The organism is Agromyces sp. CCNWLW203 (assembly GCF_036576125.1).
In the GTDB taxonomy this organism is placed as follows: Bacteria; Actinomycetota; Actinomycetes; order Actinomycetales; family Microbacteriaceae; genus Agromyces.
The window spans coordinates 177,596-200,189 of the sequence record NZ_JAZHYX010000003.1; the positions used below are offsets into that span (position 1 = coordinate 177,596).

At 71.0% G+C, this 22,594-nt stretch carries 22 protein-coding genes; 1 reads left to right on the forward strand and 21 read right to left on the reverse strand.

Annotated elements, in window-relative coordinates; translation table 11 throughout:
* Nucleotides 1–7 precede the first annotated feature (7 nt).
* The 18 genes from hisG to VPH61_RS09055 all read right to left on the reverse strand — a co-directional run bounded on the left by hisG (nt 8) and on the right by VPH61_RS09055 (nt 19,459).
* Entirely contained in the window at nt 8–850 is an 843-nt protein-coding gene (gene hisG / locus VPH61_RS08970) for an ATP phosphoribosyltransferase (protein ID WP_332063161.1), read from the reverse strand.
* 44 nt (nt 851–894) lie between these two features.
* Entirely contained in the window at nt 895–1,158 is a 264-nt protein-coding gene (locus VPH61_RS08975) for a phosphoribosyl-ATP diphosphatase (protein ID WP_056650691.1), read from the reverse strand.
* Nucleotides 1,159–1,187: 29 nt separating this feature from the next.
* On the reverse strand, nt 1,188–1,850 hold the full coding sequence (gene rpe, locus VPH61_RS08980; RefSeq protein WP_332063162.1) for a ribulose-phosphate 3-epimerase: 663 nt from the start codon (nt 1,848–1,850) through the stop codon (nt 1,188–1,190).
* A 40-nt stretch (nt 1,851–1,890) separates the two neighbouring features.
* Nucleotides 1,891–3,381 carry an RsmB/NOP family class I SAM-dependent RNA methyltransferase gene (locus tag VPH61_RS08985; protein WP_332063163.1) on the reverse strand — a complete coding sequence of 497 codons (1,491 nt, stop codon included), beginning with the start codon at nt 3,379–3,381 and terminating at the stop codon, nt 1,891–1,893.
* Entirely contained in the window at nt 3,378–4,310 is a 933-nt protein-coding gene (gene fmt / locus VPH61_RS08990) for a methionyl-tRNA formyltransferase (protein WP_332063164.1), read from the reverse strand. Before fmt ends, VPH61_RS08985 begins: the two co-directional genes overlap by 4 nt.
* Nucleotides 4,311–4,337: 27 nt before the next feature.
* Nucleotides 4,338–6,296, reverse strand: a complete 1,959-nt coding sequence (locus VPH61_RS08995) for a primosomal protein N' (protein WP_332063165.1) — start codon at nt 6,294–6,296, stop codon at nt 4,338–4,340.
* Between the two features lies 1 nt (nt 6,297).
* Nucleotides 6,298–7,491, reverse strand: coding sequence for a methionine adenosyltransferase (metK, locus tag VPH61_RS09000; RefSeq protein ID WP_332063166.1), 1,194 nt, complete (start codon nt 7,489–7,491; stop codon nt 6,298–6,300).
* The gene (gene coaBC / locus VPH61_RS09005) at nt 7,488–8,765 is read right to left on the reverse strand and encodes a bifunctional phosphopantothenoylcysteine decarboxylase/phosphopantothenate--cysteine ligase CoaBC (RefSeq protein WP_332063167.1); all 1,278 of its coding nucleotides are present in this window, start codon (nt 8,763–8,765) and stop codon (nt 7,488–7,490) included. Before coaBC ends, metK begins: the two co-directional genes overlap by 4 nt.
* Nucleotides 8,766–8,778: 13 nt before the next feature.
* Entirely contained in the window at nt 8,779–9,036 is a 258-nt protein-coding gene (rpoZ, locus tag VPH61_RS09010) for a DNA-directed RNA polymerase subunit omega (RefSeq protein WP_056009287.1), read from the reverse strand.
* Between the two features lie 64 nt (nt 9,037–9,100).
* Nucleotides 9,101–10,033, reverse strand: a complete 933-nt coding sequence (gmk, locus tag VPH61_RS09015; protein WP_332063168.1) for a guanylate kinase — start codon at nt 10,031–10,033, stop codon at nt 9,101–9,103.
* Nucleotides 10,026–10,904 (reverse strand): orotidine-5'-phosphate decarboxylase, encoded by an 879-nt coding sequence (gene pyrF, locus VPH61_RS09020; protein WP_332063169.1) that lies wholly within the window; start codon nt 10,902–10,904, stop codon nt 10,026–10,028. Before pyrF ends, gmk begins: the two co-directional genes overlap by 8 nt.
* Nucleotides 10,901–14,188 (reverse strand): carbamoyl-phosphate synthase large subunit, encoded by a 3,288-nt coding sequence (carB, locus tag VPH61_RS09025; protein WP_332063170.1) that lies wholly within the window; start codon nt 14,186–14,188, stop codon nt 10,901–10,903. The genes pyrF and carB overlap by 4 nt, the downstream gene beginning before the upstream one ends.
* Nucleotides 14,188–15,366 (reverse strand): glutamine-hydrolyzing carbamoyl-phosphate synthase small subunit, encoded by a 1,179-nt coding sequence (carA, locus tag VPH61_RS09030; protein ID WP_332063171.1) that lies wholly within the window; start codon nt 15,364–15,366, stop codon nt 14,188–14,190. Before carA ends, carB begins: the two co-directional genes overlap by 1 nt.
* Nucleotides 15,359–15,952 (reverse strand): PH-like domain-containing protein, encoded by a 594-nt coding sequence (locus tag VPH61_RS09035; protein WP_332063172.1) that lies wholly within the window; start codon nt 15,950–15,952, stop codon nt 15,359–15,361. Before VPH61_RS09035 ends, carA begins: the two co-directional genes overlap by 8 nt.
* Nucleotides 15,945–17,288 carry a dihydroorotase gene (locus VPH61_RS09040; protein ID WP_332063173.1) on the reverse strand — a complete coding sequence of 448 codons (1,344 nt, stop codon included), beginning with the start codon at nt 17,286–17,288 and terminating at the stop codon, nt 15,945–15,947. The genes VPH61_RS09035 and VPH61_RS09040 overlap by 8 nt, the downstream gene beginning before the upstream one ends.
* Nucleotides 17,288–18,238, reverse strand: a complete 951-nt coding sequence (locus VPH61_RS09045) for an aspartate carbamoyltransferase catalytic subunit (protein WP_332063174.1) — start codon at nt 18,236–18,238, stop codon at nt 17,288–17,290. Before VPH61_RS09045 ends, VPH61_RS09040 begins: the two co-directional genes overlap by 1 nt.
* Nucleotides 18,238–18,819: a bifunctional pyr operon transcriptional regulator/uracil phosphoribosyltransferase PyrR gene (gene pyrR / locus VPH61_RS09050; protein WP_332063175.1), complete on the reverse strand. Its 582-nt coding sequence runs from the start codon at nt 18,817–18,819 to the stop codon at nt 18,238–18,240. The genes VPH61_RS09045 and pyrR overlap by 1 nt, the downstream gene beginning before the upstream one ends.
* A 130-nt stretch (nt 18,820–18,949) precedes the next feature.
* Nucleotides 18,950–19,459: a DoxX family membrane protein gene (locus VPH61_RS09055; RefSeq protein ID WP_332063176.1), complete on the reverse strand. Its 510-nt coding sequence runs from the start codon at nt 19,457–19,459 to the stop codon at nt 18,950–18,952.
* 140 nt (nt 19,460–19,599) lie between these two features.
* Between VPH61_RS09055 and VPH61_RS09060 the strand changes: the two genes are divergently transcribed.
* Entirely contained in the window at nt 19,600–20,943 is a 1,344-nt protein-coding gene (locus VPH61_RS09060; RefSeq protein WP_332063177.1) for a glycosyltransferase, read from the forward strand.
* A gap of 15 nt (nt 20,944–20,958) precedes the next feature.
* Here the strand turns inward: VPH61_RS09060 and nusB are convergent, their stop codons facing one another.
* From nusB to VPH61_RS09075, 3 genes are all read right to left on the reverse strand, one after another.
* The gene (nusB, locus tag VPH61_RS09065; protein ID WP_074258922.1) at nt 20,959–21,372 is read right to left on the reverse strand and encodes a transcription antitermination factor NusB; all 414 of its coding nucleotides are present in this window, start codon (nt 21,370–21,372) and stop codon (nt 20,959–20,961) included.
* On the reverse strand, nt 21,372–21,935 hold the full coding sequence (gene efp, locus VPH61_RS09070) for an elongation factor P (protein ID WP_332063178.1): 564 nt from the start codon (nt 21,933–21,935) through the stop codon (nt 21,372–21,374). The genes nusB and efp overlap by 1 nt, the downstream gene beginning before the upstream one ends.
* A 152-nt stretch (nt 21,936–22,087) precedes the next feature.
* Complete coding sequence (locus tag VPH61_RS09075; protein WP_332063179.1) at nt 22,088–22,525, reverse strand: type II 3-dehydroquinate dehydratase; 438 nt, start codon at nt 22,523–22,525, stop codon at nt 22,088–22,090.
* Nucleotides 22,526–22,594: the final 69 nt, after the last annotated feature.

Consider the following 22,594-nt stretch of genomic DNA (forward strand, 5'->3'; position numbering starts at 1 on the left):
GTGCGCCTCACAACCGAGCTGCGTGGATCGCGCTGACGAGGATCGCCCTCGCGCCGAGCTCGTACAGTTCGTCCATGACGTGGTTCATGTCGACCCGCGGGATCATGACGCGCACGGCGACCCACTCGGGATCGTGCAGCGGCGAGACCGTCGGCGACTCGAATCCAGGTGCCGCAGCGGTCGCGCGTTCGAGGTGCTCGACCGGCACGTCGTAGTCGAGCAGCACGTACTGGCGCGCGACGAGCACGCCCTGGAGGCGACGGAGCAGCGTCGCGGCGCCCGGCTTGTCGACGCCGGAGCCGATGAGCACGGCCGTCGAGTCGAGGATGACGGGGCCGAAGATCTCGAGGCCCGCCTGACGGAGGGTCGAGCCCGTCGAGACGACGTCGGCGACCGCGTCGGCGACGCCGAGGCGCACGGCCGATTCGACGGCGCCGTCGAGCTTCACGAGCTTCGCCGGGGTGACGCCGTGGCCGGCGAGGAAGTCACCGACGAGGCCCGGGTAGCTCGTCGCCACCCGAACGCCCTCGAGGCCCGTGAGGTCGGTGAAGGCGCCCGCCGGCCCGGCGAAGCGGAAGGTCGAGTCGCCGAATCCGAGCGGCGCGATCTCAGAGGCATCCGAGCCGGAATCGAGCAGGAGGTCGCGACCCGTGATGCCGACGTCGAGCGCGCCCGAGCCGACGTAGGTCGCGATGTCACGCGGACGCAGGTAGAAGAACTCGACCCCGTTGCGCGGGTCGGCGGTGTGCAGGTCGCGCGGGTCGCGGCGACCGGTGTACCCGGCCTCCCACAGCATCTGCGCGGCGGTCTCAGCGAGCGAGCCCTTGTTGGGCACGGCGATTCGGAGCATTTCAGTACTTTCGTGTCGACGGGTCTGATCGGCCATGGGCGGGATCAGAGATGTCGGTACACGTCGGCGGGCGAGAGCCCCTTCGCGAGCATCAGCACCTGCAGGTGGTACAGCAGTTGGGAGATCTCTTCGGCCGTCTCGTCGTCGCTCTGGTATTCGGCGGCCATCCACACCTCGGCCGCCTCTTCGACGATCTTCTTGCCGATTGCGTGCACGCCGGCGTCGAGCTCGCGTACGGTGCCTGAGCCCTCGGGGCGGGTGGCGGCTCTGTCAGCGAGCTCGATGAACAGCTCGTCGAAGGTCTTCACCCGTCAAGCCTACCGGTGCCCGGAGCGGCTCAATGCCGGTGCGCGATTGCGGCGTCACGAAGCGCGGCGATGCGCTCGGCGGGCACCTCGGCACCGAAGACCGCCGAGCCGGCGACGAAGGTGTCGGCCCCGGCCTCTGCCGCGATGCCGATCGTGTCGAGCGAGATGCCGCCGTCGACCTGGAGCCAGACATCGAGGCCGGTCTCGCGCACGACGCGCGAGAGCCGCTCGAGCTTCGGCATCGTCTCGGCCATGAACGACTGTCCGCCGAAGCCGGGCTCGACGGTCATCACGAGCACCTGGTCGAACTCGGGCAGCAGCTCGAGGTACGGCTCGACGTCGGTGCCGGGCTTCAGCGCGATGCCGGCGCGGGCTCCGATCTCGCGGAGCCGGCGGGCGAGCGCCACCGGTTCCTCGGTGGCTTCGGCGTGGAAGGTGACCGAGACCACCCCGAGTTCGGCGTAGCCGGGAGCCCACCGATCGACGTCGGAGATCATGAGGTGCACGTCGAGCGGGATCGGGCTGACCTGCTGCAGGCGCCCCACCATCTGCGGGCCGAACGTCAGGTTCGGCACGAAGTGGTTGTCCATGACGTCGACGTGCACGAGGTCGGCGCTCGCGATGCGCCCGAGCTCGTGCTCGAGGTTCGCGAAGTCGGCAGCGAGGATGCTCGGGTTGATCCGCGTCGTCATGCAGCCACCCTATCGAGCGTCTGCGGTGGACACTGTTCGCTCACGCACGCTTGCGCACGAGCGCGATGAACATCGCGTCGGTGCCGTGCCGGTGCGGCCACAGCTGCACCGTCTCGGGCGCGCCGGCGAGGTCGAGCGGATGCCGCGACACCCCCTCGATCACGGACCGCGTGTCGAGCTGCTCGGCCGAATCGCCCGCTCGACGGAGCGCCGCGGCGAGCGTGCCGTGCGTCTCGCCCGTGTGCGGCGAGCACGTGACATAGGCGAGGATGCCGCCGGGAGCGAGCGCGGCGAAGGCGCTGTCGAACAGCTGCCCCTGGAGCTTCGTGAGCTCGGCGACATCCGATGGCGCCTTGCGCCAGCGCGCCTCGGGCCGGCGCCGAAGCGCGCCGAGCCCCGTGCACGGTGCGTCGAGCAGGATGCGGTCGAACCCGCCAGGTGCGCCGAGCGCCTCGAGGTCGAGCTGCCGACCGTCGCCGACGTGCACCTCGACGTCGAGCGGAACCCCGACGATGGCGTTGCGAACGAGCTCGGCCCGAACGGGAACGGTCTCGTTCGCCGCGAGCACCACACCGTTTGCGAGCGCCTCGGCCGCGAGCACCGCCGTCTTGCCGCCAGGGCCCGCGCACAGGTCGAGCCAGCGCTCCCCCGGGCGCACGGGCTCGGCACGACTGAGCGCGAGGGCTGCGAGCTGGGATCCCTCGTCCTGCACGCGGATACGACCGCCCGAGCGTTCGGCGGCCGCGATCGGGTCGGAGGCGACCGCGCCGATCGGCGAGAAGCGGTCGGGTTCGAAGCCCTCGATGCCGTCGGTGTCGACGTCGAGCCCCGGCAGCACGGCGAGGTTCACCCGGGGCGAGGCATTGTCGGCGTCGAGGAGCTGCTCGAGCTCGTCGGCCCGGCCCTCGTGGTCGAGCGCGGTGCGGAGCGCCCGCACGATCCACTCGGGGTGGCTCGTGACCGCGGCGAGACGCGCATCCTCGGTGCTCGCACCCTCGGCGACGAGTTCGCGCCACTCCTCGGGCGAAGTGCGTGAGATCGTGCGAAGCACGGCGTTGGCGAACCCGGCGGCCTTCGGAGCGACGCGGCGCGCGAGTTCGACCTGCTCGTTGACGGCCGCGTGCGTGGCGACCCTGGTGGCCAGGAGCTGGTGCGCTCCGAGGCGGAGCACGTCGAGCACCGCGGGGTCGATCGCGGAGGCCGGCCGGTTCGCGGCGAGTTCGATCACCCGGTCGTAGAAGCCCTGCATGCGCAGCGTGCCGTACGTCAGCTCGGTCGCGAACGCGGCATCGGCCCGGTCGAGACCGGCACGGCGGATGCGAGTCGGCAGGAGAAGATTCGCATAGGCCTCGTCGGCGCGCACCGCCTCGAGCACCTCGACGGCGACGATGCGCGCCGGAGCGATCCGCGCAGGCGTCGAGCGAGCGGATGCTCCCCCGCCGTTGCGCCGTTGCTGGCCGCCGGCGGCGGCGCCTCCGGAGCTGCCGCCGCGCGCCGAACCGCGGCCGTTGCGGCTGTTGCCCGCGCTCATCGTGCCACCGCCGTGCTGCGGCCGGAGCCGCGCCACCAGTCGCCGGCGTCCATCGCGGGCTTGCCCGCCGGTTGCATCCGGCGCAGTTCGAGCGGCGTGGTGCCGGTGCCGATGAGCACGCGGCGCGCCGAGAGCACGAGCTCTCCGGGTGCGAGTGCAGGGATCTCGTCGAGGGCGGGTGCGCCGAGCTCGAGCACCTTCACCCGCTGTTCGTCGATCGTCGTCCAGGCACCCGGCTCGGGCGTGACGCCGCGGAATCGGGCGTGCACCTCGTTCGCGGGCAGCGTCCAGTCGAGGCGCGCATCGTCGATCGACAGCTTGGGAGCGAGGCTCGGCTCACCGACCTGCGGCACTGAGCGCGCCGAACCGTCGGCGATGGCGTCGACCACGTCGGCGAGCAGCGCGGCTCCGGAGCCTGCGAGGGCGTCGAGCAGCGCTCCGGCCGTCTCGTCGCCCTGCAGCGGATGCCGCAGCTCCGCGAACACATCGCCCGCGTCGAGCTCGGGCACGAGCTGGAACACGGAGGCCCCGGCAACCGTGTCGCCCGCGATGAGCGAGTGCTGCACGGGCGCCGCGCCGCGCCAGGCGGGAAGCAGCGAGAAGTGCAGGTTGATCCAGCCGTGCACGGGGGTCGACAGCAGGGGCTCTCGCACGAGGCCGCCGTAGGCCACGATGACGCCGAGGTCGGGCTCGAGCGCTGAGATGCGGGCCGAGGCCTCCGCATCGAGCCGGTTCGCTTCGATGATCGGCACGTCGAGCCCAGCCGCCGCCTGCGCGACGGGTGACGGGGTCAGCACGCGCTTGCGTCCGAGCGGCGCCGGCTGCCGGGTGACCACGCCGACGAGATCATGGCCGCTCGCCGCGAGACGGTCGAGTGACGGAACGGCGACGGCAGGAGTGCCGGCGAAGACGAGGCGGAGCTTCTGCACACTCCATTGTCGCCGACGGAGGCGCGGCTACGGCACCTCGGGGTCGTCGAAGCGCACCCTGAGCACCGCCGGACGTTTCGGCGGCTGGCCCGCGACCGGGCGTCGCCGCTCGGTAGCGACCCGGATCATCTCGGCGCGGAGCGCCTTCGCGACCGCCGCGCCGGCGGCGTAGTCGAAGCGCACGATGCCGCGCTCGAGTCCCTCGTCGGCCGCCACCGGACCGAGCGAATCGACGCCCGGAGCGGCGTCGCGAGCGGCGTCGAGCGCCCTGGCGACCAGGGCGGGTGCCGCCGTCACACTCGCCACGCGCACGGCGGGCGGGAACCGCAGCGCCCGCCGGCTCTCGAGCTCCCGGCTCGCCCACTCGGCGAGCCGCCACGACGTCAGCGACTGCGCGAGCGCGCCCGCCACCCCGACGAGGTAGACCGGCGAGCCCGGAGCCGCGAGCGCCGCGGCGTTGGCCCACCAGCGCAGGCAGTCTTCAGCGACGCGAAGGGACTCGCGCAGCAGCATCCGCTCGCCGTCGAGGAGGAGCACGGCACGGTAGCCGCCGTCGGCGATGGGTTCGGCGCCGCGGGTCGCGACGACGAGCGCCGGCTCGGCGCCGACCTTCAGCACCGGCCGTTCGCCGTCGGAGAGGATCACGCGGGCCTTCGGGAACGCCCGACCGAGTTCTTCGGCGGTGCGGCTCGCCCCGACCGTGACCGCACGGAGCTTGGTGGCCTCGCAGACCGGGCACCGCCAGGCGCTCGCGCTCGTGCCGCACAGGACGCATCGCGGGTCGCCGCCGGTGCGCGGCACGACGAGTGCACCGCCGCACGCTGCGCATCGCGCGGGCTCACGGCAGCGGTCGCACGCGAGCATCGGCGCGTGACCCGGCCGCGCCACCTGCACGAGCACCGGACCGTCGACGATCGCCTGTTGCGCCGCCCGCCAGGCGCTCGACGGGATGCGCGCCGAACCGGGCTCGGGCGACGCCTGCTGCTCGGTCGGGATGACCTTGGGCCGTACATGCCGCACGGCCGGCACCTCGTGCACCCAGCCGATCTCGACGAGACGCTCGACCTCGACGCTGCGGCTGTGCCCCATGAAGAGCAGCGCGGCGCCCGACTGCTCCTGCCGGATGAGGGCGGCATCGCGGGGGTGCACGCCCGGCGCGAGCTGCTCGTTCTGGAGCGAATCGCCGTCGTCCCACATCGCGATGAGGCCGAGTCGCGACGCCGGCGCATAGACGGTCGAGCGGTTGCCGATGACGACGCGGGCGGCGTCGCCCGTCGCCTCGAGGAAGGAACGGAACCGTTCGCCGCCCGTCTGCCGTGCATCGGTGCGGAGCACCCGGCGCGAGTCGACGCGATCGGCGAGAGCGGCCTGCAGCTGCTCCTGGTCGCGGTAGTCGGGCACGATGATGAGGCTCGAACGATCGGCCGCGAGGGTGTGCGCGGCAGCTGCGGCGAGCGTCGCCGCCCAGGCGCCGACCCACTCGCCCGACGAGAGCAGCACCGGACGGGGGTCGGCGGCCAGCGCCATCCGCTCGCCCGCGTCGATGCCCGTCTCGATGCGGCCCGGCTCGTATCCGGGAATCGGTACGGCCGGGCCGGGCAGTTCGCCGGCGTCGGGCTCGGCGGCACGCCATGCCCGTTCGGCCCGCACATAGCGGCTCGGAATCGCCACCCGCAGGACGTCGCCGGCGTTGCCGGCCGCCCGATCGGCCGCCGCGCGGGCGAGCGCCCACACCTCGGGAGTCAGCAACGGCACCTCGGAGACGACGTCTTCGAGCTCGCTGAGACGGCCCTCGAACTCGCTCGACAAGGCGATCTCGACGAGCCATCCGTTGGCGATCCTGCCGCCCGAACGCAACGGCACGCGCACGCGCACCCCGGCGACGGCGGCCTCGCGGAGCCGATCGGGTACCGCGTAGTCGAACAGCTGGTCGAGTTGCGGCAGCGGCGAATCGACGAGCACGCGGGCGACGGAGCCGCCTGCCACGTCAGAGTCCGGCAGCGGAGCGGAGATCGTCGACGCGGTCGAGACGCTCCCACGTGAAGTCGGGCAGCTCACGGCCGAAGTGGCCGTAGCTCGCGGTCTGGGCGTAGATCGGCCGCAGCAGGTCGAGGTCGCGGATGATCGCCGCCGGTCGCAGGTCGAACACCTCGCGGATCGCGGCGGTGATCTGCTCGTCGGGCAGCGCGCCGGTGCCGAAGGTCTCGACGTAGAGCCCGACGGGCGCCGCCTTGCCGATGGCGTACGCCACCTGCAGCTCGAGACGGTCGGCGAGACCGGCAGCAACCGCGTTCTTGGCGACCCAGCGCATCGCGTACGCCGCCGAACGGTCGACCTTCGACGGGTCCTTGCCGCTGAACGCGCCGCCGCCGTGCCGGCTCGCCCCGCCGTAGGTGTCGATGATGATCTTGCGGCCGGTGAGGCCGGCGTCGCCCTGCGGGCCGCCGATCTCGAAGCGGCCGGTGGGATTGATGAGCACGTCGAGCTCGGGCCGGGTCAGTTCGACCGTGTCGAGCACCGGGCGGATCACGAGCTCCTCGACCTCTGCGCGAAGCTGCGCGGTCGACACGGCGAGCGTGTGCTGCGTCGAGAGCACGACCGTCTCGACCGTCTTCGGCACCTGGCCGTCGTAGCCGATCGTGACCTGGGTCTTGCCGTCGGGGCGGAGGTAGTCGAGCTCGCCGCTCTTGCGCACGGCGGAGAGCCGTTCGGCGAGACGGTGCGCGAGCCAGATCGGCACGGGCATGAGCTCGGGGGTCTCGCGCGTGGCGTAGCCGAACATGATGCCCTGGTCGCCGGCGCCCTGCATGTCGAGGGCGTCTTCGCTCGAGCCCTCGCGGGATTCGAACGCGTGATCGACGCCCTGGGCGATGTCGGGCGACTGGCCGCCGATCGACACCGAGACACCGCATGAGCGCCCGTCGAACCACGCGTCGGAGGAGTCGTAGCCGATCGAGGTGACCCGCTCGCGCACGATCGCCGGAATCTCGACGTACCCGCTCGTCGTGACCTCGCCCGCGACGTGCACGAGCCCGGTCGTCACGAGCGTCTCGACGGCGACTCGGCTGTGGGGGTCTTCGCGGAGCAGCGCATCGAGGATCGAGTCGGAGATCTGGTCGCACAGCTTGTCGGGGTGACCCTCGGTGACGGACTCGGACGTGAAGCGGCGGAGTGCGGTCATGGAGTGGGCTCGTGTTCCTTCGAGGTCGTCGCGGCAGTCGCAGCGGTCACTTCGGTGACCACCACATCGAGGATGTCATGCGCCACCGACTGTTTCGTTCCGTGTGCTCGCGTGACGACGCCGCCGTCACGACCGATCACGACGACGCGGTTCTCGTCGCTCGCGAAGCCCTCGTTCCAGCCGACGCGGTTGACGACGAGCAGGTCGGCACCCTTCGCCTCGCGCTTTCCGCGGCCGAGCGCGATGAGTCGCTCGTCATCGGGCTCCGTCTCGGCGGCGAAGCCCACGAGCAGTGTGCCCGGGTGCGGCGCTTGGCCGAGTCCCGCGAGGATGTCGGGATTGCGCACGAGCTCGAGCGTCAACCCGTCGTCGCTCTGGTCTTTCTTGATCTTGCCCTCGCTGACGCTCGACGGGCGATAGTCGGCGACGGCGGCGGCCATCACGACGACGTCGGCCCCCTGAGCCGCCTCGGTCACCGCGGCCTGCAGTTCGAGCGCGGTCGAGACACGGCGGACATCGCAGCCGTCGGGCTCGGCGACCTCGAGGTTCGCGGCGATGAGCGTGACACGGGCGCCGCGCTCTCGAGCGGCCTCGGCGATCGCGATGCCCTGCTTGCCACTCGAGCGGTTGCCGAGAAAGCGCACGGGATCGAGGGGTTCGCGGGTACCGCCGGCGCTCACGACGACGTGGCGGCCTGCGAGATCGGCTCGATGAGCGGATGCCTCGGCGCTCGCGCTGTCGCCCAACACCCGTTCGAGCGCGGCGCGAACGATCTCGTCGGGCTCCTCCATGCGGCCGGGGCCGCTGTCGGCGCCCGTGAGCTGGCCGACCGCGGGGCCCACGATCGTGACGCCGCGCGAACGGAGCGTCTCGACGTTCGCCTGCGTGGCGGGGTGCCGCCACATCTCGGTATGCATGGCCGGTGCGATGACGACGGGCGCCTCGCTCGCCAGTAGCGTGTTGCCGAGCAGGTCGTCGGCGAGACCCGTCGCGAGCTTCGCGATGGAGTTCGCCGTCGCTGGGGCGATGACGATGAGGTCGGCCGCCTGCCCGATCGCGACGTGCCGCACCTCGGCGACGCCCTCGTACAACTCGGTGTGCACCGGGTTGCGGGAGATCGCCTCGAGCGTCGGCCGACCGACGAAGCGCAGCGCGCCCTCGGTCGGCACGACGTGCACGTCATGGCCGGCGAGCACGAGCGCGCGCACGACGCCGACGGCCTTGTACGCGGCGATGCCGCCGGTGATGCCGACGACGATGTTGAGCCGAGTCATCCGGCCCTCCGGATCACTCGGCGATCGGGCGGAGCCGGAGCTTGTCTTCGTTGATCTCGTGCATCGCGACCGACAGCGGCTTGTCGTCGATCGAGGAGTCCACGAGCGGGCCGACGTTGTCGAAGAGGCTGCCTTCGTGCAGGTCGGCGTAGTAGTCGTTGATCTGGCGCGCGCGCTTGGACGCGAAGATGACCAGTTGGTACTTCGAGTCGACCTTCGAGAGCAGGTCGTCGATGGGCGGATCGATGATGCCGGACAGCTTCTCAGCCATGGAATGACTCCTTAGATCGTGGGGTGCGCACCCTCGGTGCGCGGAAAGTCGTGACGAGGGCAGCTCAACGCCGACCCTTGCGAGATCTCATCAAGTCTACGACCTCCTGCGCCGCTTCGGCGACGTCGTGGTTCACGACCTGGTGGTCGAACTCCTCGACGGCCGCCAATTCGACCTTCGCGGTCTCGAGCCGGCGCTGCTGTTCAGCCGGGCTCTCGGTGCCGCGGCCGACGAGCCGGCGCACGAGTTCGTCCCAGCTCGGCGGCAGCAGGAAGACGAGCGTCGCCTCGGGCGCGGCGCGGCGAACCGAGCGGGCGCCCTGGATGTCGATCTCGAGCAGCACGCTGTTGCCGGCGGCGATCGCCTCTTCGACGGCCTTGCGGGGCGTGCCGTAGCGCGACGCGTTGTGCACGGTCGCCCACTCGAGCAGTTCGCCGGCCTCGACCATGCGATCGAACTCGGCGTCGTCGACGAAGAAGTAGCTCTCGCCCTCGACCTCGCCGGGTCGCGGCCGACGCGTCGTCGCCGACACCGAGAGACGCACGTCGGGGTGATGGCGCCGGATGTACTCGGCGACGGTGCCCTTGCCGACCGCGGTCGGGCCGGCGAGCACGACGAGGCGGTCGCCGGTGCCGCCGTGCGACGAGACCCAGTCGGCAAGGAACTCGCGAAGACGCCGGCGCTGCAGCCGGCCGAGGCCGCCGAGTCGCTTGGACGGCGAGATCTCGAGGTCCTCCATGATGCGTGCCGACTTCGTCTGCCCGATCGCGGGGATCGAGGTGAGGAACTCGGTGACCCGGAGGCGCCCCTCGACGCCCTCGGGCGACTCGAACGCCTCGCGCAGCACGTCGAGGGGGCTCCGTGAGCCCGCCGCGATCGCGGACTTGACGGTCGCGCGGGCGCGACGTGCGGCGACGGCGGCGCGAGAGGCCGCGACGCGGTCGACGTCGGGCGGCGAGGGACGCGTGGCCCCGGTGACGGTCGTCGGCTCAGACACTCGCGGCTCCGACCTCGTCGACGCGTCGCCTGATCGCCTCGGCGAGGCCGTCGGGCCCCGCGCCGAGGAGCGATCGCGACTCGCTCACGATGACGCCGCCGGCGAGCGACCCGAAGATCGCCCGCAGATCGCGGAGCTCGGCGCCCTGGTGGCCGAACCCCGGCGCCAGCACCGGCAGCCCTGGTCGCGGCGGATCGACGTCGAGGTCGATGCCCGAACTGCGCAGGTCGGCCGTCGCGCCGAGCACGACGCCGACCGAGCCGAGCGCCCGCTTCGCGGCATCCGCTCGCCCCTCGTTCCAGCCGATGACGCCCGCCGTGACGGCCTCCGCCACCGTCGAGCCGGCACGGCTCGACTGCTGCAGCACGGCGCGCTGGATGGCCGCCGCCTCGGGATTGGACGTCGCAGCCAGCACGAAGGCGCCCTTGCCGACCGCCTCGGCCGCCTCGAGCACGCCCGTGATCGAGCCGAGTCCCTGGTAGGCGCTGATCGTCATGGCGTCGGCCTCGAGGCTCGAGCCCGGCGTGAGCCAGGCCTGCCCGTACGCCTCGACGCTCGAGCCGATGTCGCCGCGCTTCACATCGGCGATCACGAGCAGGCCGGCGTCGCGGGCCTCGGCCAGCACCCGCTCGAGGGCTGCATAGCCGGCGGCGCCGTGGCGCTCGAAGAAGGCCACCTGCGGCTTCACGATGCCGGCGCGACCCGCGACGGCATCGACCGTGCGCAGCCCGAACTCGCGCACGCCCTCTGCCGAGTCGGGAAGCCCCCACCCGTCGAGGAGCGACGCGTGTGGGTCGATGCCGACGCACAGCTTGCCTGAGGCCGCGAAGGCGGCCGCGAGCCGGTCGCCGAACGGGGTCACGTCGGTCATGCGTTCGCCTCCCGACGAAGGCCGTACTCCTGCAGGCTCGTGACCTCGAAGCCGTCGCGCTGCACGTCGAGCGATGCGACCGCCGCCGAGAGCTCCGCGATGGTCGTGAAGAGCGGGATGTCGGACGCGACGGCCGCGGCACGGATCTCGTAGCCGTCGGCGCGCGACGAACGCCCGCTCGGCGTGTTCACGACGACGTCGACCTCACCGCGGTGGATGAGCTCGACCACGGAGGCCGAGTCTTCGCTCGTCTTCTCGCTGAACTTCAGCACTTCCTTCGCACGGATGCCGTTGCGACGCAGCACCTCGGCGGTGCCCTCGGTCGCCGCGACGTCGTAGCCGAGCTGCTGCAGGCGCAGCACCGGCAGGATGATCGAGCGCTTGTCGCGGTCGGAGACCGAGACGAACACGGTGCCCGATGTGGGCATGCCGCCGTAGGCCGCGAGCTGGCTCTTCGCGAACGCCGTCGGGAAGTCCTTGTCGATGCCCATGACCTCGCCGGTCGAGCGCATCTCGGGGCCCAGCACGGAGTCGACGATGAGGCCCTCGCGGGTGCGGAAACGGCTGAACGGCAGCACCGCCTCCTTCACGGCGACCGGCGCGTCGAGCGGCACTCGCGAGCCGTCGTTCGCCGGGAGCATGCCCTCGGCGATGAGCTCGGCGACGGTCGCGCCGACCATGATGCGCGATGCGGCCTTCGCGAGCGGGATGCCGAGCGCCTTCGAGACGAAGGGCACCGTGCGGCTGGCACGCGGGTTCGCCTCGAGCACGTAGAGCACCCCGGCGCCGATCGCGAACTGCACGTTGAGCAGGCCGCGAACGCCGATGCCCTCGGCGATCGCGCGGGTCGCCTCGCGGACCCGATCGACCTCGGCGCGGCCGAGGGTCACGGGCGGCAGGGTGCAGCTCGAGTCGCCGGAGTGGATGCCGGCCTCCTCGATGTGCTCCATGACGCCGCCGATGTAGAGGTCGGTGCCGTCGTAGAGTGCGTCGACGTCGATCTCGATCGCGTCGTCGAGGAACCGGTCGACGAGCAGCGGATGCGTCGGTCCGACGATGCCCTGACCCTCGATGCGTGCGAAGTAATCGGCGAGCGACGCCGAGTCGTACACGATCTCCATGCCGCGACCGCCGAGCACGTAGCTCGGGCGCACGAGCACCGGGTAGCCGATGCCCTCGGCGACGTGCACGGCTCCCGCGAGGTCGGTCGCGGTGCCGTTCTTCGGGGCGAGGAGGCCCGCCGCGTCGAGGATGCCGGAGAAGAGCCCGCGCTCTTCGGCGAGGTCGATCGCATCGGGGGTCGTGCCGAGGATCGGGATGCCTGCGGCCTCGAGGCCCTTGGCGAGCCCGAGCGCCGTCTGGCCGCCGAGCTGCACGACGACTCCGACGAGCTCGCCCGACTGCGACTCGGCGTGGATGACCTCGAGCACGTCTTCGAGCGTGAGCGGCTCGAAGTACAGCCGGTCGCTCGTGTCGTAGTCGGTCGAGACCGTCTCGGGGTTGCAGTTGATCATGATCGTCTCGAAGCCCGCGGCCGAGAGGGCGAACGAGGCGTGCACGCACGAGTAGTCGAACTCGACGCCCTGGCCGATGCGGTTCGGCCCCGAGCCGAGGATGACGACCTTGCGGCGGTCGCTCGGCTCCACCTCGGTCTCCTGGTCGTAGCTCGAGTAGTGGTACGGCGTGAGCGCAGGGAACTCCCCCGCGCACGTGTCGACCGTCTTGTAGACCGGGCGGATGCCGAGGATGTGGCGCACTTCGCGGGCGTCGGCCTCGCCGAAGCCGCGGAGCTGGCCGATCTGGGCGTCGGAGAAGCCGTGGTCCTTCGCGAGCAGGAGGAGTTCGGTGTCGAGGTTGTCGGCTGCGGCGATGGTCTCGGCGACCTCGTTGATGAGCACGATCTGGTCGAGGAACCACGGGTCGATCTTCGTCGCCTCGAAGAGCTGCTCGATCGTGGCGCCCTTGCGGAGCGCCTGCTGCACGACCACGATGCGGCCGTCGGTCGGCACCGAGGCCACCTCGAGGAGCTCCTCGATCCCGCGCTCCTCTTCGCCCCAGTGGAAGGAGGAGCCGCGCTTCTCGAGCGAGCGGAGCGCCTTCTGCAGCGCGGTCGCGTAGTTGCGGCCGATCGCCATGGCCTCGCCGACGGACTTCATGGTCGTCGTCAGGGTGGGGTCGGCGGCCGGGAACTTCTCGAACGCGAAGCGGGGTACCTTGACGACGACGTAGTCGAGCGTCGGCTCGAACGACGCCGGGGTCACCCGCGTGATGTCGTTCGGGATCTCGTCGAGGCGGTAGCCGATGGCGAGCTTCGCGGCGATCTTCGCGATCGGGAAGCCGGTGGCCTTCGAGGCGAGCGCGCTCGAGCGGGAGACGCGCGGGTTCATCTCGATCACGATGACGCGGCCGTCGGCCGGGTCGATCGCGAACTGGATGTTGCAGCCGCCGGTGTCGACGCCGACGGCGCGGATGATGTCGATGCCGATGTCGCGCAGGTGCTGGAACTCGCGATCGGTCAGCGTGAGGGCGGGTGCCACGGTGATCGAATCGCCGGTGTGCACGCCGACCGGGTCGACGTTCTCGATCGAGCAGACGACGACCGTGTTGTCGGCCGTATCGCGCATGAGCTCGAGCTCGTACTCCTTCCAGCCGAGGATCGACTCCTCGAGGAGCACCTCGGTCGTGGGCGAGTCGTGCAGGCCCTGGGTGACGATGCGAACGAGGTCTTGCTCGGTGTAGGCGAAGCCCGAGCCGAGGCCGCCCATCGTGAACGACGGGCGCACCACGAGCGGGTAGCCGAGGTCGAGGGCGAACTCCTTCGCCTGCTCGAGCGTCTTCGCGACGTGCGACCGGGCGACACCGGCGCCGGCCTCGATCACGAGGTCCTTGAAGAGCTGGCGGTCTTCACCCTTGCGGATGGCGTCGACCTTCGCGCCGATCAGCTCGACGCCGTGCTTCTCGAGGATGCCGGCGTCGTGCAGCGCGATGGCCGCGTTCAGCGCCGTCTGGCCGCCGAGGGTCGGCAGCACCGCGTCGGGCTTCTCCTTGATGATGATCGACTCGATGATCTCGGGCGTGATCGGCTCGATGTACGTCGCGTCGGCGAAGTCGGGGTCGGTCATGATCGTCGCGGGGTTCGGGTTCACGAGGATGACCCGCACGCCCTCCTCGCGGAGCACGCGGCACGCCTGGGTGCCCGAGTAGTCGAACTCGGCGGCCTGTCCGATGACGATCGGACCGGATCCGATGACGAGGACGCTGTTGATGTCGTCGCGCTTGGGCATTACTCGTTGCTTCCTTCGGTCGCGGTGCTCGTCGTCGTGTTCGCGATCACCATGTCGCGGAATCGGTCGAAGAGATAGTTCGCATCGTGCGGGCCGGCCGCCGACTCTGGGTGGTACTGCACGCTGAACGCGGGGATGTCGAGGCAGTTGAGCCCCTCGACCACGTTGTCGTTGAGCCCGTAGTGGCTGACCTCGACGCGGCCGAAGCCCTCGCTCGACTCGCTCACGCGGTCGATGGGGGCGTCGACGGCGAAGCCGTGGTTGTGCGCGGTGATCTCGACGCGGCCGGTGGCCTTGTCGAGCACCGGCTGGTTGATGCCACGGTGGCCGAAGGGCAGCTTGTAGGTGCCGAAGCCGAGTGCGCGGCCGAGCAGCTGGTTGCCGAAGCAGATGCCGAAGTACGGCAGCCCCTCGCGGAGCGTGGTGCGCAGCAGGTCGACATGGCGGTCGGATGCCGCGGGGTCGCCGGGCCCGTTCGAGAAGAACAGTGCGTCGGGCGCGAGGGCCAGCACCTCTTCAGCCGTGATCGACTGCGGAACGACGTGCACGTCGAAGCCGCGCTCGGCGAGGTATTTGAGGGTCGACGTCTTCACGCCGAGGTCGAGGACCGCGACGGATCCGACGCGCTCGCCTTCGGCCGCGAGCGTGTACGGCTCGCTGGTCGAGACGGCGCCCGACAGGTTCGCACCGGTCATCGCCGCGCCGCTCTGCACGAGGTCGAGCTGCTCGCCGGGGGTGAGCAGCGCGTCATCGCCTGAGAAGATGCCGGCCCGCATGGCGCCGGCCGAACGCAGGTGGCGGGTGAGCGCTCGCGTGTCGATGCCGCTGATGCCGACGACGCCCGACGAGTCGAGGTCGTCGTCGAGGCTCCGCTGCGAGCGGAAGTTCGAGACGACGCGGGAGGGGTCGCGCACGATGAAGCCGGCCACCCAGATGCGGGCCGACTCCATGTCTTCATCGTTCATGCCCGTGTTGCCGATGTGCGGCGCGGTCATCATGACGATCTGCCCGGCGTACGACGGGTCGGTCAGGGTCTCCTGGTAGCCGGTCATGCCGGTGGCGAAGACGGCTTCGCCGAGGGTGCGGCCGCGGGCGCCGTAGGCGCGTCCCTCGTAGCGGCGTCCGTCTTCGAGGACGAGCACGGCGGATTCGCTCGTGCCGGCGGGGGTCTCAGTCATGCGAGGCCTCACTCTCCTGCTCTGGCCGAAGCGCGGTGGGCGCTGCGGCGATGTCGTGTTCCGACCGCGGCGCTGCTGGCGCGGCGGCGATGTCGTTGACCGCCTGGACGATCCTGGCGGGGTCGCCCGGGTACCGGGCGCGTACATAGCTGTCGACTCGGGGTTCGACCGGTTCGGTCGTTCCCCGCTCCTGGGCGATCCAGGTGAGGGCGACGAGGCCCTCGGGCTCGACGCCGCGGTCGATGGCGTAGCTCGCGAGCTGCGCTCCGACGAGGCGGTCGGCCGGGATGAAGGTCAGCGACTCCCCCGCGATGCGGAGGATCACGCCTTCGGGGAGCACCTCGACGTGACCGGAGCCGCGGAACGCGAGTCCGTGCACCGCGAGCCGTTCGAGCGGTTCGCCGAGCGGGGTCGTCGCGACGTAGAGCACCTCGGCGTCGACCGTCGGGGCGCCGTGCTCGGCGGGCACGGGGTACGAGCCGAGCGACTCGTCGCGCTTGGTGCGCCGCTTCCACGAGCGGTACATGAGCCAGCCGACGAGTGCCACGACGGCGATCGCGACGACGGCGCCGATCACCTTATCCATGTGCGACCCCCTGAGCGGATGCCGCGTTGCGGGCGACCTCGTCGATCGGACGCACCGCGCCGTCGAGGAAGGTCGGGTAGCCGCCGTGGAACGTGGCGACGACGCGCCCCGGCAGGCGACGTCCGAGGTAGGGCGAGTTCGTGCTGCGGCCGGCGAGCCGGTCGAGGTCGAACTCTGCTGCCGCGGAGGGGTCGTAGAGCGTCAGCTCGGGAGCAGCACCCACGGCGATCGACTCGCCGTGGCCGTGCAGACGGCCGATGCGGGCCGGGGCCGACGACAGCACGCGCGCGACATCCGCCCAGTTCATGAGGCCCGTCTCGACGACGGCGGCGTGCACGACGGAGAGGGCCGACTCGAGGCCGACCATGCCGTTGGCGGCGGCCTGCCACTCGCTCTCCTTCGCCTCGACCGGGTGCGGCGCGTGGTCGGTCGCGACGATGTCGATCGTGCCGTCGGCGAGGGCGGCGCGCAGCGCCTCGACGTCTTCGGCGCGGCGCAGCGGCGGGTTGACCTTGAACCGGGGGTCGTAGCCCGCGATGAGGTCTTCGGTGAGCAGCAGGTGGTGGGGCGTCACCTCGGCGGTCACGTCGATGCCGCGGGCCTTCGCCCAGCGGATCACCTCGATGGATCCGGCGGTGGAGACGTGGCACACGTGCAGGCGGGAGCCCACGTGCTCGGCGAGGAGCACGTCGCGGGCGATGATCGACTCTTCAGCCACTGCCGGCCAGCCGGTCAGGCCGAGCTCGCCCGACAGCGCACCCTCGTTCATCTGCGCACCCTCGGTGAGTCGGGGCTCCTGGGCGTGCTGCGCGATCACCCCGTCGAAGGCCTTGACGTATTCGAGGGCCCGGCGCATGAGCAACGGGTCGGAGACGCAGAAGCCGTCGTCGGAGAAGACCCGCACGTTCGCACGTGACCGCGCCATCGCGCCGAGCTCGGCGAGCTGCTCGCCCTTGAGCCCGACGGTCACGGCGCCGATCGGCTGCACGGTCGCGTAGCCGGCGGCGCGGCCGAGGCTCGCCTCCTGCTCGACAACGCCCGCCGTGTCGGCCACGGGGAAGGTGTTGGCCATCGCGAACACCGCGGTGAAGCCGCCGGCGGCTGCTGCCTGCGTGCCGGTCAGCACGGTCTCGCTCTGCTCGTATCCGGGCTCGCGGAGGTGCGTGTGCAGGTCGACGAGGCCGGGCAGGGCGATGAGCCCGTCGGCGTCGACGACCGTCGCGCCCGCGGCATCCGCAATGCTGCCGACGCCGGCGATGACGCCGCCCTCGAGCAGGATGTCGGCGCGCTCGCCACCAGGGAGGGTGGCACCGGTGATCAGGAAACGTTCGCTCATCAGGCGTCGCCCCGATCGCCGGACATCAACAGATAGAGGGCGGCCATTCTCACTGAAACTCCGTTCGCAACCTGCTCGCGCACCGTCGACTGCTGGGAGTCGGCTGCGCGGGCGGCGATCTCGAGCCCGCGATTCATCGGGCCGGGGTGCATCACCATCGTACTGGGGGGCAGCGCGTCGAACCTGGCATCGTCCAGACCCCAGGTGCGCGCGTATTCGCGGCTGTTCGGGAAGAACGCCGCGTGCATGCGCTCCGCCTGGATGCGCAGCATCATGACGACGTCGGGGGTGCCGGCGAGGGCGGCGTCGAGGTCGTAGCCGACGCGGGCCGGCCAGGAGCTCGTGTCGACCGGCACGAGGGTCGGCGGGGCGACGAGCTCGACCTCGGCGCCGAGGGTCGCGAGCAGCCAGACGTTCGATCGGGCGACCCGTGAGTGCAGCACGTCACCGACGATGACGACGTGCACGCCGTCGAGGTCGCGCCCCCGGGATGCTGCGCCGTGCAGGCGCCGGCGCATCGTGAAGGCGTCGAGCAGCGCCTGCGTGGGGTGCTCGTGCGTGCCGTCGCCGGCGTTGACGACGCCGGCGTCGATCCATCCGCTCGTCGCGAGCGTGTACGGCGCCCCCGAGGCGTGGTGACGGATCACCACGCCGTCGGCGCCCATCGCCTGCAGGGTCTGCGCCGTGTCCTTCAGGCTCTCGCCCTTGGAGACGCTCGAGCCCTTCGCGCTGAAGTTGATGACGTCGGCCGAGAGGCGCTTGGCGGCCGCCTCGAACGAGATTCGGGTACGGGTCGAGTCCTCGAAGAAGAGGTTCACGACCGTCTTTCCGCGCAGCGTCGGCAGCTTCTTGACCTCGCGCTCCTGTACGGCGGCCATGTCCTCGGCGATGTCGAGGATCTCGATGGCCTGCTCGCGGGAGAGCTCGCGGGTGCTGAGCAGGTGCCGCATCACTCCTCGCCGCCCTCGGCCGCGAGGCCGTCCTCGGCCGCGAGGCCGTCGTCGATCGCGACGCCGTCGTCGCCGTCGATCTCGGCGAGGCGCACGTTGATGCGCTCGCGGGTCGAGCTCGGCAGGTTCTTTCCCACGAAGTCGGCGCGGATCGGGAACTCGCGGTGACCGCGGTCGACGAGCACCGCGAGCCGCACCGCGCGGGCGCGGCCGAGGTCGCTGAGGGCGTCGAACGCGGCTCGGATCGTGCGGCCCGAGTACAGCACGTCGTCGACGAGCACGACCGTCTTGCCGTCGATGCCGCCGGCCGGCAGCTCGGTCGGCTGCGGCGTGCGCGTGCGAGTGCGGGTGAGGTCGTCGCGGTACATCGTGACGTCGAGCGCCCCAGCCTGCGGCGGCGCGGCGTCGGGCTCGATGCGGGCGATGGTCTCGGCGATGCGACGGGCGAGGATCACGCCCCTGGTCGGGATACCGAGGATGACGAGATCGGAGCTTCCGCGGTTGGACTCGAGGATCTCGTGCGAGATGCGGGTCAGCGCCCGCGAGATGTCAGCTTGACTGAGCACGGCACGTGCCATCAAACGACTCCCTTCTCCGCCTCACAGGACGGCCTTAAAGGTTGTCAACGTGCTTCGATCCTATCGGATGCCGCGAACGGCCCCCTTCCGCAGGCGGAGGGGGCCGTGGGCGAGGCGCGCCGAACGCATGGGATCACCGGATCGGACGCGTGAATGCCTTCGCCGCGATCACCATCGCCGCGGCCACGAGCACGATGTCCTTGAGGATGTACTGCGCGGTCAGCGTCGGCCCCGTCGCGGTGAACAGCTCGCCGCCGAAGAACACGAGTGGCGAGAACACGCCCACGAAGGTCGCCGCGAGAGCGAGCAGGCCGATGCGGAGCAACATGCCCGTCACGAGGGTGAGGCCGACGAACACCTCGAGCGCACCCGTCAGGGCGAGCGCTGCGTAGCCGTCGACCACGCCGAACGACAGCGCGTTCCAGGTTCGGGTCACGAGCGACTCGACCGGGCTCATGCCGGGGAAGAACTTCAGGGCGCCGAAGACGAGGAACACGAGGCCGAGCGAGACGCGGAGCGCGGGGACTCCTGCGCGGGCGAGGAAGCGCTGGACGACTGCCTGGGCGGCGTTCGCGCGATCGAGGATCGAGTCGAGACCGGCACCGGTCGCGACGCGGCCGGTGCCGATGGTGGTGCTGGACATGGTGCTCCTTCCGAGAGCAAGGTGGGAGATGCCGGCCGGAATCGGCGGCACACTCATCACATCGCCGCAGCGGTCTCCCGTCGTCGGGAGTGCCGCTGAATCGCGGTCGGGGGTTCCACCGACCGCGATCTCAGGGACACGTGCGCAGAACCCCCCGAGCGCGGGTCACGGCGCACCGCCCGAACGTGCTGGAATCGGGCATGGTCGAGGTGATGATCGCCGTGATGCCGTTCCACGGCCATGTCGCACCCCTGGCGGCGGTCGCCGAGGCGTTCGTGGCGGACGGACACGGGGTCCGCGTCTACACGGGAGCGGCGCACGCCGACCGGTTCGCCGCCGTCGGCGCCCGGGTCGTGACTTGGTCGTCCGCGCCCGACTTCGACGAGCACGACCTGCCGGCCACCTTTCCCGAATTGCAAGGCAGGAAGGGCCCTCGGCAGATGCTCACGAACGTCGAGCAGTTGTTCGTGCGAACCGGCGCCGATCAGGCCGCCGATCTCACGCGTGCCTTCGCCGAGCAGGCCTGGGACGTCATCGTCGCCGACGGGCTCAGCATCGGCGCGCATTTCGCGTCCGAGCTGACCGCGACGCCGTGGGTCACGGTCAGCATCGTGCCGCTGACCATCCCGAGCCGCGACCTGCCCCCGCCGATCCTCGGGCTCCCGCCGGCGAGGGGGATCGCCGGGCGGCTGCGCGATCGCGCACTGCGCAGCCTGACGCGCGTGGTGTCGCGCGGAATCCAGCGTGCGTACGCCGAGGATCGAGCCCGAGCCGGCCTGCCACCCGACGCGCTCTCATTGGAACAGGCCTTCATCTCTCCGCACCTCGTCTGCGCGTCGGGCGTCCCCGAACTCGAGTACCCGCGCTCGGATCTCGGCACGCAGGTCGTGTTCGTGGGCGAACTCACCCGGCCGCACACGAACGACGCCGGCCTCCCGCCGTGGTGGCCCGACGTCGAGTCATCCGCGGATCCGGTCGTGCACGTCACCCAGGGCACGCTGAACGTCGACCCGCACGACCTCATCGAGCCGTCGTTCACCGCGCTGGGCCGGCAGCGACTGCTGCTCGTCGCGGCGACCGGGCAGGCGGATGCCGCGGGGCTGCCGTTCCGCGCGCCGCCGAACGCGCGCGTCGCGAGGTTCGTCCCATACGACGCCCTGCTGCCGCACGTCGACGTCATGGTCACGAACGGCGGCTGGGGCGGCGTGCTGGCGGCACTGGCGCGCGGCATCCCGCTCATCGTCGCCGGCGGCGACCTCGACAAGCCGGAGATCGCCGCCCGAGTCGCCTGGGCAGGCGCCGGCGTGAATCTGCGCACTGGCACCCCGAGCGCACGCGCGATCCTCAGGGCGTGGCGGCGAGTCGCGGCCGACGGCTCGTACCGGGCGAATGCCGCTCGCCTCTCGGCGTCGCTGTCGGCGCACGATGGACCACGCGAGGTCGTCGAGCACACACTGGACCTGCTCGAGGCCCGCTCCGGTTGAGCGAGTGACCCCGGCTCAGGCCTTCGAGTGCGAGATCGCCGCGAGCAGGCCGTTGACGAAGCCGGCCGAGTCGTCGGTCGACAGCACCGTGGCCGCTTCGACGGCCTCGGAGATCGCCACCGGGTCGGGCACGGCGTCGTTGTGGATGATCTCCCACACGCCGATGCGCAGGATCGCGCGGTCGACCGCGGGCATGCGCTCGAGGGTCCAGCCGTGCGAGTGCGTCTCGATGAGCTCGTCGATCTCAGCGCGGTTGTCGACGATGCCGTCGACGATCTCGCGCGCATACAGCCACGAGGCGGCACGCTCGGGCTCGCTCGCAGCCTTCTCGGCCTCGACGACGAGCATCTGCTCGACCGGCACCTGACGCATGTCGGCCGAGTACAGCAGGTCGAGCGCGCGCTTGCGCGCCTTGGTACGGGCGCTCACTAGTCGTTCACGCGGCCGAGGTAGTCGCCCGTGCGGGTGTCGACCTTGACCTTGGTACCGGTCTCGAGGAAGAGCGGCACCTGGATCTCGTAGCCGGTCTCGACGGTCGCGGACTTCGTGCCACCGGTGGAGCGGTCGCCCTGCAGGCCCGGCTCCGTGTAGGTGATCTCGAGCACGACGGAGGCCGGAAGCTCGACGTAGAGCGGGTTGCCGTTGTTCAGCGCGACGGTCACCGACTGGTTCTCGAGCATGAAGTTCGCGGCGTCGCCGACGACCGTGCCGGGCACGGTGATCTGGTCGTAGTCGCTCTGGTCCATGAAGACGAACCCGTCGCCATCGGCGTACAGGTAGGTGAAGTCGCGGCGGTCGACGTTCTCGATCTCGATCTTCGCGCCCGCGTTGTACGTGCGGTCGACGACCTTGCCCGACACGACGTTCTTCAGCTTGGTGCGCACGAACGCACCGCCCTTGCCGGGCTTGACGTGCTGGAACTCGATGACGCTCCAGAGCTGACCGTCGATGGAGAGGACGACGCCGTTCTTGATGTCAGCGGTGCTTGCCATGCGTGTGTGTTCCGTTCAGTTGCGAAGAGGCTCGGCCGGGAGATCGGCCGCAGAAGTTCAGTCGGTCGAGTTTAGTCGCTCGGTCGGGACTGCGCCAATGCACGCCTCGCACCCCGGCGCCTCGACGACGGCGCAGCGCTGCGGGCGCGGACTCAGGACTGACGCAGCACCCACTCGACCGCCATGCGGTACGAATCGCTGCCGAAGCCCGCGATCACCCCGGTGGCGACACCGGAGATCACGCTCGTGTGGCGGAACGTCTCGCGCGTGTGCGGGTTCGAGAGGTGCACCTCGACGAGCGGCACGCCGGCCTGCTTCAGCTGTGCGGCGGCGTCGCGAAGGGCGTAGCTGTAGTGAGTGAAGGCCGCCGGGTTCAGCACGACCGGCAGCCTCCGGTCGACCGCCTCGTGGATCCAGCCGATGAGCTCGGCCTCGTCGTCGCTCTGGCGCAGGTCGATGTCGACATCGCCCGGCACCGAGGCTGCGATCGAGTCCCGGATGTCGGCGAGGCTCTCGCTGCCGTAGACCTCGGGTTCACGGGTACCGAGCCGGCCGAGGTTCGGGCCGTTGAGCACGAGGATCGTCGTCATGCCAGAAGCCTATCCACCGGCGGGCGGCGCGGTGACTCGGGCGGCGCCTCGCGCTGCGAGCGCACCTCG